The sequence below is a fragment of the Nonomuraea sp. NPDC049725 genome (assembly GCF_040674795.1).
GTDB lineage: Bacteria > Actinomycetota > Actinomycetes > Streptosporangiales > Streptosporangiaceae > Nonomuraea > Nonomuraea ceibae.
This window is the reverse complement of record NZ_JBFANJ010000022.1, coordinates 16400-32891: the sequence shown is the minus strand read 5'-3', so window position 1 is coordinate 32891 and position 16492 is coordinate 16400. Positions and strand designations below refer to the sequence as shown.

Below are 16492 nucleotides of genomic sequence, written 5' to 3'. Positions count from 1 at the left end.
ACCTGGCTGGGAGAACATCAGTGGTCAAACGGGCGTCGGCCTGGGTGGAGTCGCCGCTCCAGATGCTGTGCGCCGTCGAGGCCCACCATGCCGGGCTGCTGGGGCCGTCGGCCGAGGTCGTGCCGCGCGCGGGGCTGCGCGCGCTGCGGGTGACGCGGCGCGAGCTGCGCCGCCTGCCGCTGCCCGACGGACTGGAGCTGGCCGAGCCGCGCGAGCGCATGCCGCGCCGGCCGTCGGCCGTCGGTGACGCGTTCTCCGGCAAGGTGCAGCTGCGCTGGCTGACGGCCCATCCGGGCCGCGTCGTCGTGGTCGACGACGGGCTGGCCACGATCCGGCTGCTGGAGCTGCTGGCGGCGGGCCCGTACCGGCCCCTGCTGCGGGCGCGCGCCCACCCCGGGCTGCTGCGCACGGCGCTCGGGCTGGCCGCGGCCCTCAGGCTGCGCGCCGGCCGGGTGACGGTGTTCACCGCGCTGCCGGTCTCCCGCGAGCTGGACAAGGCGGTCACCGAGGCGGGCGTCGACCTGGTGCGCCACGACTTCGCCTGGCTGCGGGGCCAGCCGCCGAGCGACCCCGGCCCGGCGGAGCGCACCGTGGTGCTCGGCACCTCGCTGGTGCGCAACGGGCTGGTGCGCCGCGACCGCTACCTGACCTGGCTGACCGAGCTGGCCGCGCGCGAGCCGCTCGCCTACTACCCGCACCGCCGCGAGGACCCGGTGGACGTGGCGCTGATCCGGGAGCGTCCCGGCATCACCGTGCACGAGGCCGGGCTGCCCGCCGAGCTGCGGCTGCGCGGCCTCGACCCGGGGCAGCGGGTGCTCAGCCTGCCGTCCACCGCGATCTCCTCGCTGCGCGTGCTGCTGAGCCCGCGCGGGGTGGCGGTGGAGCCCGTCGAGGTGCCCGACGACTGGTGGACCAGCAGAGCGGCCCCCGCTCTGCGCTCGCATCTGACGGAAGTGACAGGAGTGACCGGGTGAGGGTGCTGGCGATAGCCGACTCCGACTCGTATCTGAAATGGGCGGCCTGCCTGCTCGGCGACCTGCCGGCGGGCTGCGCGAGCGAGCTCGTCGTGGTGCGCACGCCGATCGCGCCGTCGGCCGACCAGATCGCCGCGGCGGTGGGCGAGCTGCCCGCGCCGCCGGTGCTGACGGCCAGGGCGGTGCGCCGGCTGGCGGAACGGTCCAGGCCGGACGCGATCCTCGTGGCGTGCACCGGGCCGGTGGTGGACGTGCTCGTCTCGGGCGTGCTCGACGGGCTGCGGCCACGGCCGGTGTTCGTCACCGGGCTGCCGGGCATCTCGGTGCCGGCCACGGACAAGGCGTGGATCTACCGCAGCGGCTGCGACCTGTTCGTGGTGCACAGCGAGCGGGAGGTGGCCGAGTTCGCCGCCGTGGCCGCCCGGCTGGGCGGGGGAGGGGCGGTCGGGCTGGCCAGGCTGCCGTTCCTGCGCCCGGCCCCCGGGCGCGGCGGCGGCGACCGGGTGGTGTTCGCCACCCAGGCCAAGGTGCCGCGCGCCCGCGAGGAGCGCGAGCGGGTGCTGCGCGGGCTGGCCGAGCTGGCCGCGGCGCGGCCCGACCTGGACGTGGTGGTGAAGCTGCGCGCCCTGGAGGACGAGCAGCAGACGCACCGCGAGCGCCACCACTACCAGCGGCTCTGGCGGGAGCTCGGCGAGCCGGGCCGGCTGCGGTTCGAGGCGGGCTCGATGCGCGAGCACCTGGCGCACGCGGCCGGGTTCGTCACCGTCAGCTCGACGGCCGCGCTGGAGGCGATCGCGCAGGACGTGCCGCTCATCGTGCTCAGCGACTTCGGCGTGAACGCCGAGATGATCAACCTGGTGTTCGAGGGCAGCGGCCTGCTCGGCACCCTGGACGACCTGGCGCGCGGCGACTTCCGGCGGGCCGAGCCGCGCTGGACGGCCGCCAACTACTTCCACCCGGCCGGGCGCGACGACTGGACGGGCCTGCTGACCGGGCTGGTCGTCGCCCGGCCGAGGGTGCCGGCCAGGTCGCTGCTCGACGGGCCGGAGCACGCCGCGGCCCGCCGCCGCGCCCGGCTGCGGGTCGAGGTGCCGCCGAACATGCTGCGCGCGGGCCGGCGGGCCGAGCGGCGGGTGCGCCGCTACCTGAAGGCTCTCACCTGAGACAGCTTCCTGCGGAAGCGGCCCATCGCGCTGGGCCGCTCGGCCAGGCCGAGGCTCTCCAGCCGCTTCCTCTTGAAGTAGCGCGGATCGAACTCCAGCGTCTCCGGCCGCAGCTCCGGGTAGGCGTCGGCCTGCATGCAGTAGCCCACCGCGCGCACCAGCGCGGTCACGTCCAGCCGGGGCGGCGCTTCCACGCTCCCGTCGGCCGACAGCCGGGGCAGCAGCGCGTCGGCGATCGTCGCCGGGACCCGGTTGCTGTTCTCGTACGGGGCCAGCCGCTCCAGCACCAGGCCGGTGCCGTACGTGGCCACCGGCAGGCTGAAGTAGCGCCGCGCGGTCATCAGCGCGGTGGAGAAGCAGCCGACGACCAGCTCCGGCCGCAGCGCGGCGAAGCACACCTCGGCCGGCACGCTCTCCCCGGCCACGATCAGCCGCACGCCGAGCGGCTCGGCCGCGGCCCGCAGGAGCTGGGCGTGCCGGCGGCCCGCCGCCGGGTGCGGCTTGAACGCGACCGTGGTGTGGCCGCGCGCCACCAGGCCCCGCAGCATCGCCTCGTGCAGCTCCGCCTCCTCCTGCGGGGTGACGATGTCCAGCGCCGACAGGTACTGGCCGAGGATCAGCGCCCCGGCCGCCATCATGTCCGGCGCCGTCGCCGCCACCTCCCGCACCACCGCCAGGAACGCCTCCTGCGGCAGCGTCTCGGCGGGCACGCCGTACTCGCTGAGCAGCAGCGGCTCCAGGCCGGGCACCAGGTCCAGGTGGAGCAGCCGGGTGACGCGGCGGAAGATCTCGGCGGGCAGCGGGTCGCGGGTCGGGCCGTAGCTCATCAGCCCGTCGGAGTAGACGGTGATGGGGCAGTCGCGCACCAGCCCGGCGATCGTGCGGGCCGGCGGCACCGCGATCGACTCCAGCACCAGCTCGTCGACCCGCTCCAGCCCGAGCCGGGCGCCGATGAGCCGCTCCAGCATGGGCACCTCGATCACCCGGGCCCGCCAGTCCGACGGGTGCAGCGGCGCGATCAGCTCGTTCCACGAGTGCACCTCGTCGAAGCGGGAGCGCAGCGCGGCGAAGCCCGGCGTGGCGTCGAGCGGCGTGGCCGCCTCCGGCACGGCGCCGTTCGACGACACCAGCAGGACGGCGCGCCCGCCGCCGAACCGGCCGTCGTCGATCGCCGCCGCCAGCGACATCGCGCCGAACAGGGTCGAGGCGTAGAACACCGTGGTCATGGGTCCTCCCGATCGCGGCGATGGCGGGAACCGGCGGGCAGGCCGGGCAGCAGGGTCCGCAGCGTGGCCTCGCGCGAGGCGGACATGCCGGAGGCGGCCTCGGCCACCAGCTCGACCGGCAGCGAGCCGGCGACCTGCGCGCCGCGCTCCTCGAAGCGGGCCCGCAGTGCGGGGGTGAACCGGTCGGCGATCTCCAGATGGTGGGCGAGCAGGGCGCAGAAGTTCCGCACCGCCTTGGGCAGGAACTCCTCCTCCAGGTCCTTGAACACCAGCTCGAAGGCGTCGAAGAAGTGCAGTTGCCGCTCGTCGCCGACCTGGGTGAGCGATCCGGCCACCTGCCGCCGGTAGAACACCCCGGCCAGCGACACCACGGCGAACGTCGCCGCCTCCCGGTGCAGCCGCCAGATCCACGGCCGGTCCTCGGCCGTGTGCAGCGATCCGGGGAAGTGCAGCAGGTCGCGCAGCGAGCGGCGGTAGACGCCCGCCCACGCGTACGGGTAGTCCACCATGGTGCGCACCCCGGCGGGCAGGATCGCGTCGCGAGGGTCGAGCACCGCGCCGCGCCGCGCCAGCGGGGCGCGGTGCACGACCCGCTTGCGGCCCTCCACCTGGACGTGGTCGGCGCGCACGAAGTCGCAGCCGAGCCCCTCGATGGCCTCGACGAGCCGTGCCAGGTAGCCGGGGGCCAGCCAGTCGTCGCCGTCCATGAACGTGACGTACCGGCCGGAGGCGGCCGACAGCCCGGCGTTGCGCGCGTCCGCGAGCCCGAGCGGAGCCGGGTTGCGGATCACGGACAGGCCGGGCAGGTCGGCGCGGAAGTCGTCGACGATCGCGCCGGTGTCGTCCACCGACCCGTCGTCGACCACGATGAACTCGAAGTCGCGCCGGGCGTTGCGGCACAGCGAGGCGAGCGCGTCGGCGATGAAGCGCTCGCCGTCGCGGATCGGCACGACGACCGAGAGTGCGATCAATGCGGTCTCCAGGTACGGCCCGCGCGGCCGTACGGGCCAGAAGGGTCAGACGGTGACGCGGCGCAGCCGGGCCTTGGGGGCCTCCTCGCCGGGGAAGACGCGCTTGACGCCGTCGCCCAGGGCCTGCTCGATGACGCGGATGTCGCGCACCAGGTGCTCCAGCCCGGCCGGCTCCAGGGAGGCGGCGTGGTCGGAGCCCCACATGGTGCGGTCGAGCGTGATGTGGCGCTCCACGCAGACCGCGCCGAGCGTGACCGCGGCCAGCGAGATCTGCAGGCCGCGCTCGTGCCCCGAGTAGCCGACCGGCACGCCGTAGCGCTCCTTGAGCGTGGTGATCGTGCGCAGGTTGGCCTCCTCCGGCGGCAGGGGGTACGTGGAGGTGGCGTGCATCATGATCAGCCGGTCGGTGCCGAGGATCTCCACGGCCCGGTCGATCTCCTGGAGGGTGGACATGCCGGTCGACAGGATGACGGGCTTGCCGGTGGCGGCCAGGGCGCGCAGCAGCTCGTGGTCGGCGACGCCGGCCGAGGCCACCTTGTGCACCAGGACGTCCATCTCCTCCAGGAACTCCACCGACGGCACGTCCCACGGGGAGGCGAACCAGTGCAGGCCCCGCTCGTCGCAGTACTTGGCGATCTGCCGGTACTCGTCGCGGCCGAACTCGGTGCGCTCCTTGTACTCCAGGTACGTCATCTCGCCCCACGGCGTCTGCCTGATCTGCCCCTTCTGCTCCTCGGGCACGCAGATCGCCGGGGTGCGCTTCTGGAACTTGACCGCCTGGCAGCCGGCGTCGGCGGCCACGTCGATGAGGCGGCGGGCCACGTCCAGGTCGCCGTTGTGGTTGATGCCGATCTCGCCGATCACGTACACCGGCTCGCCGTCGCCGACCAGCACGTCGCCGATCGCGACCGGGCCGAACGTGCGGCGGGGCGCGGGGGAGGGGGCGGGCTCGGGCTCCGGCCGGGCGGCCACCACCCGGTCGCACAGCTCGCGCACGGCGCCGTCGCCGCCGACCTTGGTGAGCACGACGCGGGCGGCGGCGCGCACGCGCGGGTGCGCGTCCGGCACCGCGACCGGCCAGCCCACCTCGGCCATCGGGCCCAGGTCGTTGACGTCGTTGCCGACGTAGGCGACGCGGGCCGGGTCGAGCCCCTCGATGGCCAGCCAGTCGCGCAGCACCGTGCGCTTGTCGGCCAGGCCCTGCAGCACCGGCACGCCGAGCTTGCGTGCCCGCGCGGCCACCACCGGGTTGTGCTCGGTCGACATGACGAGCACCTTGACCCCGGCGCGGCGCAGCAGCGACACGCCCATCCCGTCGGAGCGGCTGACCAGCACCATCTCGCGCCCGTCGGAGTCGACGTAGGCGCGGTCGTCGGTGTGCACGCCGTCGAAGTCGGTGATGACGGCGTCGACGTCGATCGGCTCGGGCGCGTCGACGAACGGCGCGAGCGCCCGGACGAGCTCCAGGTCCTCGGGGTTGTCGACCTCGATCGCGTGCTGCGGCGGCACCGGCTGGACGGCGATCGCGCCGAAGAAGCGGTGCCCGTGCTCGCGCAGCCCCTCGGTGCGCATCGCGTAGAAGGCGCCGTTCTCGCGGTACTGCGGCTCCAGGTCCTGGCGGCGGCGGCGCACGGCCGGGTCGTGGTTGATGCCGGAGCCGTTGCCGGTCCACAGGAACTCGTGCGTCGGCAGCCCCGACACGACGGAGTCGGCCTCGCCGTCGAGGACCCGCCGCACCGCGGCCGACAGGTCCTCGGGGTCGATGAACGCGCTGGTGCACTGCACGAGCACGACCACCTCGGGGTCCTCGCCGAGCGTGTCGAGCGCGTGCAGCACCGCCGACTCGCTGGAGGCGGTCGCGCCGCTCAGCTCCTCGGGCCGGTCGACGACGCGCGCGCCGGCCCGGCGGGCGGCTTCCGCGATCCCGGCATGGTCGGTGGACACCACGACCTCGTCCACGAGCTCGGCCCGCAGGCAGGCGCGCACCGCGCGGGCCACCAGCGGGACCCCGCCGACCGGCGCGAGGTTCTTCAGGGGTACGCCCGCCGAACCTCCGCGGGCGGGAACTACGGCCAGGACTCGCAACGTGACTCCTCCATGCTTACGGGTTGCACCCAGAAGCTAGAGGGACCGATTGAACTGGCAGCGTCCCCGTCCTGAACTTTCCGTGTGCCTCAGACGGCGGGCAGCCGGAGCACGAAACGGGCGCCGTCGGGGTGGTCCTCGACCCGGATCTCGCCGCCGTGCGCCATGGCCACGTCGCGGGCGATGGCCAGGCCGAGGCCGGTGCCGCCGGCGTCGCGGCTGCGGGCGGCGTCCAGGCGGGTGAAGCGCTCGAAGATGCGCTCGCGGTCCTCCTCGGCGATCTGCGCGCCGTCGTTCTCGACGGCCAGCACCGCCTGGCCGTTCTCCCGCGAGACCGTGACGCGCACCCGGCTCTCGGCGTGCCGCTGGGCGTTGTCCAGCAGGTTCGTCAGCACCCTGACGAGTTGCAGGCGCACGCCCTGCACGGCGACGTCCTCCTCCAGCTCGGCCCGTACCGGGATCTTGTCCTTGCGGGTGGCGAGCTCCTGGCGGACCAGTTCGGCCAGGTCGGTGCGCTCCTTGGCGACGTCGACGCGGGAGCCGATCCTGGCCAGCAGGAGCAGGTCGGTGATGATGGCCTCCAGCCGGTCGGTGTCGCGCAGGCAGCTCTTGACCAGCGCCTGCACGTCGGTCTCCTCCGGGTAGAGCTCGGCGCTCTCGAGCTGGGCGCGCAGCCCGGCGATGGGGGTGCGCAGCTCGTGGGAGGCGTCGGAGGCGAACTGCCGCTGCTGCAGCGCCGAGCGCTCCAGCCGGGCCAGGGTGCCGTTGACGGCCCGGGCGAGCTGCGCCACCTCGTCCTCGCCGCGCGGCTGCGTCACCCGGCTGCTCAGGTCGCCGACGTTGACCTCGTCCAGCTCGGCCCGCATCGCCGCCACCGGGCGCAGCGCCCAGCCGGTGACGGCCCAGGTGGCCCAGGAGGCGAGCGCGACGAGCGCGCCGAGCTGGGCGGCCACGGTGACCTCCAGCGTCCGGGTGGCCAGCACCGACGGGGTGCGGCGGCCGGCGTAGACGACGGCCGCGCCGGGGTCGTGGGAGACCCGCATGGCCGTCAGGTGCAGGCACTCGCCGGAGCGGCAGCTCGTCGTGTCGATGGCGCCCGCGTCGGGCGGCGGGCGCACGCCGCTGATCGGCGGCCGGTTGCGGGCGGCGTCGCTGGCCGCCACGACGGTCCCGTCGGGGGCGACGACCTGGATGAGGTCGATGGACGGGTCCGGCACCGGCACCGTCGCCCCGGGCCTGAGCGCGCCGGTGCGGACCTCGGTGACGGTGCGGCCCGCGCTGTCGCGGGTGTCGGACCACACGGCGTCGGCGACCAGCGACCTGGCGATGATCACGCTGCCGACGGCCACGGGCGTGAGCACCAGGGCGGCGACCGCCGTGGCGACGAGGGTGACGCGTCCGCGCAGAGAGCGGGCCCACAGGCGTGACACCCACCGAGGCTATAAACCGCAGTCACTCGCGCATGCCGCCTGCGGGCAAAGTATGGTCAATGCTGCAGCCAAACGGCGGTGTCCGGCGGGATCGCGCCGCCGGCGGGCAGCGGGCCGCTCGCCAGCAGCACCCGCCCGCCCAGCCCCGGTTCGACCGGCTCCTCGCCGGTGTTGAGCACCACGGTCAGGCCGGGCTCGCGCCTGATCGCCAGCACGTCCTTGGGGGAGTCGAGCCAGGTCAGCGTGCCGCCGCCGAGCGCCGGGTGCTCCCTGCGCAGCCGCAGCGCCGCCCTGTAGAGGTTGAGCGTGGAGGCGGGGTCGTCCTCCTGCGCCTCGGCCGACAGCGCCGTCCACTCCGCCGGGATCGGCAGCCACGGGTCGCGCCATCCGCAGCCGGGCCCGGCCGTCCACGGCAGCGGCACCCGGCAGCCGTCGCGGCTCTCGCCGGTGCGCCGGAAGGCGGGGTCCTGCCGCAGCTCGTCGGGCAGGTCCAGCACCTCGGGCAGGCCCAGCTCCTCGCCGTTGTAGAGGTAGGCCGAGCCGGGCAGCGCCAGCATGAGCAGGGTGGCCGCGCGGGCGCGGGCCAGGCCGCCGTGCCGGGTGACATGGCGGGGCTTGTCGTGGTTCGACAGCACCCAGGTGGTCGGCGCGCCCACCAGCTCCGCCTCCGCCAGCGACTTCTCGATCACCGTACGGAACGACTTGGCGTGGAAGTCGGCCATCATGAACTCGAAGTTGAACGCCTGGTGCAGCTCGTCCGGCCCGATGTAGCGGGCCAGCCGCTCCGGCGACGACACCCACGCCTCGGCCACCGCCATGCGGCCGCCGGGGTAGGAGTCGAGGATCGGCCGCCACTCGCGGTAGATGTCGTGCACGCCGTCCTGGTCGAAGTACGGCACCCGCTCGTCGCCCAGCATCTCGGCCTGGCGGCCCTCCTTGGGGCCGACGTCGGGCAGCCCCTCGGCCTTGATCATGCCGTGCGCCACGTCGACCCGGAAACCGTCGACGCCCCGGTCCAGCCAGAACCGCAGGATGTCGCGGAACTCGGCGCGCACCTCCGGGTTTTCCCAGTTGAGGTCCGGCTGCTCGGGGGCGAACAGGTGCAGGTACCACTGCCCGTCGTCCACCTGGGTCCAGGCCGGGCCGCCGAAGATCGACTCCCAGTCGTTGGGGGCGTCGCGGAAGATGTAGCGGTCGCGGTTGTGGCCGCGCAGCGCCTCCTGGAACCAGGGGTGGCGGTCGGAGGAGTGGTTGGGCACCAGGTCCACGACGACCCGCAGGCCCAGCTCGTGCGCGTCGCCGATCAGCGCGTCGAAGTCGGCCAGCGTGCCGAACATCGGGTCGACGTCGCGGTAGTCGGCCACGTCGTAGCCGCCGTCGGCCATCGGGGAGGTGTAGAACGGGCTCAGCCAGATCGCGTCCACGCCGAGCCTCTTGAGGTAGCCCAGCCGCAGGCGCACCCCTTCCAGGTCGCCGACGCCGTCCCCGTTCGCGTCGGCGAAGCTGCGGGGGTAGACCTGGTACACGACGGCGTCGCGCCACCAGTCGTCGTTGTCGGGCATGGCTGTCCTCCCCGGGGGGTGTCCGTGATGTCTGGTGCAGGATGGCGTGCGCGATCGGCTGAGCGCAAGTTGCCGAAAGTTGCAGATTGCCTCTGCGCTGGGCCGGGCGCGTTTCCCTCGGCCCGTACGGTGTGGATCGGGTAACGCTCGATTGCAAGTTCTTCCAATTCTTGCAAAGAGCCGCTAACGTCCCGGTCACATAAGCCGCGAAAGCGGTCCTGTTAACGATCTTTGGTGGCGGCGCACGCTCAGGTGTCGCCCATCCTCCGTGACCTCAGGAGGTCTCATGAGCAAGCGAGCTCTGGGTGTGGCCGCTTTCGCGTCCCTGGCCTTCGCCACCGCGGCGTGCGGCGGCTCCGACCCGGCCGCGCCGTCGGCCGCGCCCACGGCCGGGGCGAGCGGATCGGCGTCGGCCCCCGCCGCGGCGGGGGGCACGCTCGTCATCTGGGCCGACCCCAACCGGGTCAAGGCGCTCAAGCCGTTCGCCGACCAGTTCGGCACCGAGAACGGCGTGACCGTCGAGGTCAAGGAGATCAGCAAGGACAACCAGACCGTCTTCCTGACCGCCTCCCAGCAGGGCAGCGGCCCCGACGTGATGGTCGGCGCGCACGACTGGATCGGCAACCTGGTGCAGAACGGCGCCATCGACCCGGTCAACCTGACCGAGGAGCAGAAGAGCGCGTTCTCCCCGATCGCGATGAAGGCCGTCACCTTCGACGGCCAGGTGTACGGCGCCCCGTACGCGGTCGAGAACATCGCGCTGATCCGCAACACCGACCTGGCCCCCGACGCGCCCGCCAGCATCGAGGAGATGGTGAAGACGGGCAAGAAGCTGAAGGACGACGGCAAGGTCGAGGAGATCCTCTGCCTGCCGGTCGCGCAGAAGGGCGACGCCTTCCACGCCTACCCGATCTTCGCCTCCGGCGGCGGCGCGCTGTTCGGCACCACCGCCTCCGGCGACCCCGACCCCAAGAAGGTGCTGCTCGGCTCCGAGGGCTCGGTCAAGGCGTTCGGCAAGTTCAAGGAGCTCGGCGAGAAGGGCGACGGCGCGCTCAAGACGTCGATCACCAACGAGAACTACATCACCAGCTTCGCCGGCAAGAAGTGCGCCTACCTCATCTCCGGCCCGTGGGCGATGACCGACGTGAAGAAGGGCGGCTTCGGCTACGACATCACGCCCGTCCCGTCGTTCGAGGGTGGCGAGCCGGCCACCCCGTTCGTCGGCGTGCAGAGCTTCTTCGTCGCCTCCAAGGGCAAGAGCAAGACCCTCGCCCAGGAGTTCGTCACCAACTACGTCACCAACAAGGACGTGGCCAAGGCGCTGTACGAGGCCGACCCGCGGCCCCCGGCGCTGGCCGAGACCCTCGAAGAGGTCAAGGCCGCCGACCCCGACGCCGGCAAGTTCATGGACGCCGGCAAGGACGGCATGCCGATGCCCGCCATCCCCGAGATGGCCGCGATCTGGGAGCCGTTCGGCATCGCCGAGGCGGCGGTCGTCAAGGGCGGCGACCCGGCCAAGGCGGCCGCGGCCGCGCAGAAGGCCATCGACGGCGCGCTCAAGAACTGACGTCATGGCTCCGGACGTGCCCGGGGCCGCGGAGCGCGCTCCGCGGCCCCGCCGCAACATCACCACCGCCTTCGTGGTGAGCCGGATCGCGGTGCTCGCCGTGGCGGCCGCGATCCTGCTCTACGCCGTGCCGCCGCTCGTCGCCGCCGAGTCCTGGCTCGGGCTCGGCGTGCTCGGCGCGGCCACCGCGCTGATCGGCTACCTCTACCTGACGCCCCGCCTCGTCCCGGCCAAGTACCTGGTCCCGGGCACCGTCTTCCTCATCGCGTTCCAGGTCGTGCCCGTCGTCTACACGGTGACGACCGCGTTCACGAACTTCGGCGACGGCCACCGGGGCAGCATGCAGGACGCGGTCGTGGCCATCGAGACCGGCTCGGTCCGCCAGGCGCCCGGCTCGCCGGAGTACGCGCTGACCGCCGCGCTGCGTGACGGCGAGCTGGTGTTCCTGCTCGTCGACCCCGACACCAAGCAGGCCGGGCTGGGCACCGCCGAAGGGCTGGAGCCGCTGGCCGGAGCCCGGGTCGGCGTCACCGGCAAGGTGCTGAGCGCCCCGGGGCTCACCGTGCTGAAGGCGCCCGAGGCCGCCGCCCGCGCCAAGGAGATCTCGGCGCTGTCCGTGCCCACCCCCGGCGGGGCGATCAAGGCCAACGGGCTCAGCCGCGCCGTCGAGGGCAGGGCCGCGCTCGTGTACGACGCCGCCTGCGACTGCGTGCGCGGCGACGGCGGGCCGTGGACCGCCGACGAGAGCCAGGGCTACTTCGTCAACGCCGCCGGCGACCACCTGGCGCAGGGCTGGCAGGTCGGCGTCGGCCTCGACAACTTCGCCCGGGTGCTGACCAACCCCACCATCTCCGGCTACTTCGCCGGGGTGTTCGGCTGGAACGTGGTGTTCGCGCTGGCCTCCGTCGCCGGCACGTTCGCCCTCGGCATGTCGGTCGCGCTGGCGCTGCACCACCCCCGGATGCGCGGCACCAGGATCTACCGGATCGCGATCGTCCTGCCGTACGCCATGCCCGCCTTCGCCATGCTGATGGTCTGGCGCGACATGTTCAACCGCGACTTCGGCCTGATCAACCAGCTGTTCGGGCTCGACGTCGACTGGCTGGGCGAACCGCTCACCGCCAGGCTCGCGGTGATCCTGGTCAACCTGTGGCTCGGCTTCCCGTACATGTTCCTGGTCACCACCGGCGCGCTCCAGGCGATCCCGCGCGAGCTGACCGAGGCCGCCTCCATCGACGGCGCGACCCCGTGGAAGGGCTTCCGCAAGGTCACGCTGCCGCTGCTGCTGGTGGCGCTGACGCCGCTGCTCATCTCGTCGTTCGCGTTCAACTTCAACAACTTCAACGCCATCGCGCTCACCACCGACGGCGGGCCGTTCCCGGCGGAGAACCCGCAGGTCGGAGCAACCGACCTGCTCATCACCTACACCTTCCGGCTGGCGTTCGGCGCGGGCGGGGCGCAGTTCGGCTTCGCCGCCGCGGTGTCGGTGTTCATCTTCGCCATCGTGGCGATCATCTCGGCGACGGCGTTCCGGCGCACCCGCAAGCAGGAGGAGGTGTACGCGTGAAGATGGCGCTCAGGCACGCGTTCGCGCTGGCGGTGTGCGCGTTCGCGCTGTTCCCGATCGTGTTCGTGCTCTCGGCCGCGATCAACCCGCTGGGCACGCTGGCCTCCACCGACCTGCTGCCGACCGGGTTCGGGCTCGGCAACTTCGCCGACCTGTTCGGCTCGGACGTCTACCCGTTCGGCCGGTGGTTCTTCAACTCGGTGTTCATCGCGCTGACCGCCTCGTTCGCCAGCCTGCTGCTGTCGATGTTCGCCGCCTACGCCTTCAGCCGGATGCGCTTCGCCGGCCGCCGGGCCGGGCTGCTGGCGTTGCTGCTCATCCAGATGTTCCCGCAGTTCCTGGCCATCGTGACGATCTTCATGATCTTCACCAGGGTGACCGAGCTCTACCCGGCGTTCGGCTTCGACACCGTATGGGGGCTGCTGCTGCTCTACCTCGGCGGCGCGCTCGGCGTGAACACCTGGCTGATGAAGGGCTTCCTCGACACCATCCCCAAGGAGCTCGACGAGGCCGCCACGGTCGACGGCGCCACGCACGCGCAGATCTTCTGGCGCGTCATCATGCCGCTGGTCACGCCGATCCTCGCGGTCACCGCGCTGCTGGCGTTCATCGGCACGATGAGCGAGTTCCTCATGGCCAGCGTCTTCCTGCGCGACCCGGAGAGCAAGACGCTCGCCGTGGGCATGTTCGGGATGATCGCGGGCGACAACCGCAACGCCAACTTCGGCATGTTCGCCGCCGGCACGCTGCTCACCGCGATCCCCACCGTGGGGGTGTTCCTCTGGCTGCAGAAGTACATCGTCTCCGGCCTGACCGCCGGAGCCGTCAAGGGATAGGAATCACGTGCGCCTGATCGACGAGCCGCATCACGACGGCTCCGCACTCTACGTCTCCGCCCAGGCGCCCGAGCTCGGCTCCACGGTGACCCTGTGGCTGCGCGCCCCGCGCGCCGCGGGCGTCACCGGCGTCCACGTACGCGCCGTGCACGACGGCGAGCCCCGCTACGCGCCCGCGTCCGTCGACGCCGCCAGGACCGCCCGCGCGGTCGGCGGCTACGGCGCGGGCGACGTGTGGTGGCGGGCCGAGGTCACCGCGGTCAACCCGGTGACCCGCTACCGCTTCCTGCTGGAGACCGCGCGCGGGCAGCGCTGGCTGACCGCCGCCGGGCTCGTCCGGCACGACCTGCCCGACTCGGGCGACTTCCGGCTGGTCTGCCACGCGCCGCCGCCCGCCTGGATGGCCGGCTCGATCGTCTACCAGATCTTCCCCGACCGCTTCGCCGCCTCCCGGCCGATGCGCGAGCTGCCCGGCTGGGCGCTGCCGCGCGACTGGGACCGCGACCCCGTCATCCCGCACGGCCCCGGCACCGCCGAGCAGTTCTACGGCGGCGACCTCGACGGCATCACCGAGCGCCTGGACCACATCGAGGCGCTGGGCGCCGACACCGTCTACCTGACGCCGATCTTCCCGGCCCGCTCCAACCACCGCTACGACGCGGCCACGTTCGACCGGGTCGACCCGCTGCTCGGCGGCGACGAGGCGCTGCACCGCCTGTCGGACGCCCTGCACGCGCGCGGCATGCGGCTGCTCGGCGACATCACCACCAACCACACCGGCGACTCCCACGAGTGGTTCACCGCCGCCGTGTCCGACGTGCGCGCGCCCGAGCGCGAGATGTACTTCTTCGACCCGGACACCGGCGACTACGCGTCGTGGTGGGGCTTCAAGTCGCTGCCCAAGCTCGACTGGAGCAGCGAGCTGGTCCGCGCCCGCATGCGCGAGGTGCTCACCCGCTGGATCGGGCCGTTCGACGGCTGGCGGGTCGACGTGGCCAACATGACCGGCCGGCTCGGCGCCGCCGACCACGCCCACGAGGTGGCCGCGATGCTGCGCCGCGCCCTGCCGCCGCAGGCCGCGTTCATCGCCGAGCACAACCACGACGCCTCCGCCGACCTGGACCGCGACGGCTGGCACGGCACCATGAACTACGGCGGCTTCACCCGGCCCGTGTGGGCCTGGCTGCGCGGCGACGACCCCGGCCTGGAGCACTTCCTCGGCGTGCCCGGCGGCGTGCCCCGCCGCGACGGGACCGACGCGCTCGCCACGTTCCGCGCGTTCGCCTCGCACCTGTCGTGGCGCTCGCTCGTGCACTCCTGGCAGCTCCTCGACTCCCACGACTCGCCGCGCATCCGCACCGTGACCGGCTCGCGCGAGCGCCACCTGGTGGCGCTCGGCCTGCAGGCCACGCTGCCGGGCACGCCCATGGTCTTCGCCGGCAGCGAGTACGGGCTCACCGGCGTCAACGGAGAGCACGCGCGCACCCCCATGCCCTGGAACCGCCCGGCCGACCAGGATCTCGTCACCCTGGCCGGCTACCGCACCCTGCTGGGCCTGCGCCGCGCCGAGCCCGCCCTGCGCCACGGCGGCCTGCGCTGGCTGCACGCCGACGCCGACTGCCTGGTGTTCGCGCGGGAGACGTACGAGGAGACGCTGGTGGTGTGCGCGCGCCGCGCGCCCGGCCCGGAGCTGCGGCTGGGCACGCACGCCGAGGGGGTGCACGACGCGCCCGACGGCGACGTGCTGCCCGGGGACGGGCCGTCGTTCCGCGTCTGGCGCCTCGCCCCGCGATCACGCTAAGTTGGCACATCTCCGTGCAACGTTCAATTAGATAGTGGTGTCACGTATGAGGTTACTGTCCGTGGCGGTCCTGGCCACGCTCCTGCCCGCCGTCCCCTTGCAGGCCGCGGCCCAGGCCGGCACGACCTACTACGTCGACTCCAAGGCGGGCGACGACTCGGCCGCGGGCACGTCCGAGTCGGCCGCCTGGAAGTCGCTGGACGCGGTCAACGCCACCTCGCTCCAGCCGGGCGACACCGTCGCGATCAGGCGCGGCAGCACGTTCAGCGGCTCGCTCACCCTCACCGCCAGCGGCACCGCGGCCGGTCCCATCACCGTCAAGGCGTACGGCAAGGGGCCGCTGGCCAGGATCAGCGGCCGAGACGCCGACTGCGTCGTCATCTCCGGCAACCACTGGAAGGTCAGCGGCCTGCGCGCCTCCGGCTGCCGCTGGGCCGGCTTCCGCGTCGAGGGTGACCACAACACGCTGTCCGGCGTCGAGGCCGACCGCAACATCGCCGGCGCCGTCATCGCGCCCACCGGCGCCCGCAACACCGTCCGCGACAGCACCTTCACCGCCAACAACCGGATGAGCATCGCCGACAAGGGCGGCGACAACGACTCCGGCGCGTTCGGCATCCTGCTCAACGGCGACGACAACCTCGTCACCGGCAACACCATCACCGGCAGCTACGCCAAGAGCCCCGACTACGGCTACGACGGCGCCGCCATCGAGGTGTTCGGAGGCAACCGCAACCGCGTCACCCACAACCGGGCGCACGACAACAACACCTTCAGCGAGCTCGGCGCCAAGAAGGGTGACACCGCCACCGGCAACGTGATCGCCTTCAACGTCGTCACCTCCACGCTCAAGAGCGGCTCGTTCCTGGTCACGCGCGGCCCCCGGCACATCGTCGGCCCGGTCAAGGGCACGATTGCGGTGCACAACTCGGTCTACATGCCGGCCAGGAAGACCATCGGCTGGTCCTGCCACGACGGCTGCTCCCCGTCGATCCTCAAGCTCCGCAACAACGTCGTCGTCGTCGGCGGCCAGGCGGGCTTCGAGGACGGCTCCGGCGCCGACGAGGCGGGCAGCGTCTACCGGGCGCGCAGTGCCCGCTTCAAGCTCGGCGCCGGCTCGGTCATGGCCGACCCGAGATTCGTCTCCGCGACGAACCTGCGGCTGCGGCCCGGCTCCCCGGCGCGCGGCCGGGCCGTCCGGTTGCCTGCCGCCTGGTACGGGGGAGCCGAGCTGGCCAGGGACTTCACCGGCAGGTCCATCCCGGCCGACCCGCACGCCGGCGCCTACCAGCGCTGACCCCGCCCCGGGC

General features: G+C 73.0%; 12 protein-coding genes. 7 read left to right on the top strand and 5 right to left on the bottom strand.

Features of this window, described 5'->3' with window-relative positions; genetic code table 11:
* The first annotated feature begins 20 nt into the window (after positions 1 to 20).
* Positions 21 to 974: a hypothetical protein gene (locus AB0J53_RS39280; protein WP_357590606.1), complete on the top strand. Its 954-nt coding sequence runs from the start codon at positions 21 to 23 to the stop codon at positions 972 to 974.
* The gene (locus AB0J53_RS39275) at positions 971 to 2137 is read left to right on the top strand and encodes a DUF6716 putative glycosyltransferase (RefSeq protein WP_364181925.1); all 1167 of its coding nucleotides are present in this window, start codon (positions 971 to 973) and stop codon (positions 2135 to 2137) included. The genes AB0J53_RS39280 and AB0J53_RS39275 overlap by 4 nt, the downstream gene beginning before the upstream one ends.
* Here AB0J53_RS39275 and AB0J53_RS39270 read toward each other — a convergent pair.
* The 5 genes from AB0J53_RS39270 to AB0J53_RS39250 all read right to left on the bottom strand — a co-directional run bounded on the left by AB0J53_RS39270 (position 2116) and on the right by AB0J53_RS39250 (position 9411).
* Positions 2116 to 3363 (bottom strand): alpha-2,8-polysialyltransferase family protein, encoded by a 1248-nt coding sequence (locus AB0J53_RS39270; protein WP_219509417.1) that lies wholly within the window; start codon positions 3361 to 3363, stop codon positions 2116 to 2118. The two genes, AB0J53_RS39275 and AB0J53_RS39270, sit on opposite strands and share 22 nt — an antisense overlap.
* The gene (locus AB0J53_RS39265; RefSeq protein WP_364181923.1) at positions 3360 to 4334 is read right to left on the bottom strand and encodes a glycosyltransferase family 2 protein; all 975 of its coding nucleotides are present in this window, start codon (positions 4332 to 4334) and stop codon (positions 3360 to 3362) included. Before AB0J53_RS39265 ends, AB0J53_RS39270 begins: the two co-directional genes overlap by 4 nt.
* A gap of 45 nt (positions 4335 to 4379) precedes the next feature.
* Positions 4380 to 6419, bottom strand: coding sequence for an N-acetylneuraminate synthase family protein (locus AB0J53_RS39260; protein ID WP_219509419.1), 2040 nt, complete (start codon positions 6417 to 6419; stop codon positions 4380 to 4382).
* A gap of 89 nt (positions 6420 to 6508) precedes the next feature.
* The gene (locus AB0J53_RS39255; protein ID WP_364181921.1) at positions 6509 to 7849 is read right to left on the bottom strand and encodes a HAMP domain-containing sensor histidine kinase; all 1341 of its coding nucleotides are present in this window, start codon (positions 7847 to 7849) and stop codon (positions 6509 to 6511) included.
* A 56-nt stretch (positions 7850 to 7905) separates the two neighbouring features.
* Positions 7906 to 9411: a glycoside hydrolase family 13 protein gene (locus AB0J53_RS39250; protein ID WP_364181918.1), complete on the bottom strand. Its 1506-nt coding sequence runs from the start codon at positions 9409 to 9411 to the stop codon at positions 7906 to 7908.
* A gap of 286 nt (positions 9412 to 9697) precedes the next feature.
* On the opposite strand from AB0J53_RS39250, the gene AB0J53_RS39245 reads away from it, so the two are divergent.
* Genes AB0J53_RS39245 through AB0J53_RS39225 form a run of 5 tightly spaced genes read left to right on the top strand, consistent with a single transcriptional unit; the run spans position 9698 to position 16479 of the window.
* Positions 9698 to 10978: a maltose ABC transporter substrate-binding protein gene (locus tag AB0J53_RS39245; protein WP_364181916.1), complete on the top strand. Its 1281-nt coding sequence runs from the start codon at positions 9698 to 9700 to the stop codon at positions 10976 to 10978.
* Between the two features lie 4 nt (positions 10979 to 10982).
* Positions 10983 to 12545 (top strand): ABC transporter permease subunit, encoded by a 1563-nt coding sequence (locus tag AB0J53_RS39240; RefSeq protein ID WP_364181913.1) that lies wholly within the window; start codon positions 10983 to 10985, stop codon positions 12543 to 12545.
* Between the two features lie 2 nt (positions 12546 to 12547).
* A complete protein-coding gene (locus AB0J53_RS39235) occupies positions 12548 to 13381 on the top strand; it encodes an ABC transporter permease subunit (RefSeq protein WP_219509438.1) in 834 nt (277 codons plus the stop codon).
* A gap of 7 nt (positions 13382 to 13388) precedes the next feature.
* Positions 13389 to 15182 (top strand): glycoside hydrolase family 13 protein, encoded by a 1794-nt coding sequence (locus AB0J53_RS39230; RefSeq protein ID WP_308125956.1) that lies wholly within the window; start codon positions 13389 to 13391, stop codon positions 15180 to 15182.
* Positions 15183 to 15228: 46 nt separating this feature from the next.
* Positions 15229 to 16479: a right-handed parallel beta-helix repeat-containing protein gene (locus tag AB0J53_RS39225; protein WP_364181910.1), complete on the top strand. Its 1251-nt coding sequence runs from the start codon at positions 15229 to 15231 to the stop codon at positions 16477 to 16479.
* Positions 16480 to 16492: the final 13 nt, after the last annotated feature.

Coding starts and splice junctions, on each gene's coding strand:
- AB0J53_RS39270 (WP_219509417.1), bottom strand. CDS start 3,363: ATGACCACGGTGTTCTACGCCTCGACCCTGTTCGGCGCGATGTCGCTG.
- AB0J53_RS39250 (WP_364181918.1), bottom strand. CDS start 9,411: ATGCCCGACAACGACGACTGGTGGCGCGACGCCGTCGTGTACCAGGTC.
- AB0J53_RS39245 (WP_364181916.1), top strand. CDS start 9,698: ATGAGCAAGCGAGCTCTGGGTGTGGCCGCTTTCGCGTCCCTGGCCTTC.
- AB0J53_RS39240 (WP_364181913.1), top strand. CDS start 10,983: ATGGCTCCGGACGTGCCCGGGGCCGCGGAGCGCGCTCCGCGGCCCCGC.
- AB0J53_RS39235 (WP_219509438.1), top strand. CDS start 12,548: ATGGCGCTCAGGCACGCGTTCGCGCTGGCGGTGTGCGCGTTCGCGCTG.
- AB0J53_RS39225 (WP_364181910.1), top strand. CDS start 15,229: ATGAGGTTACTGTCCGTGGCGGTCCTGGCCACGCTCCTGCCCGCCGTC.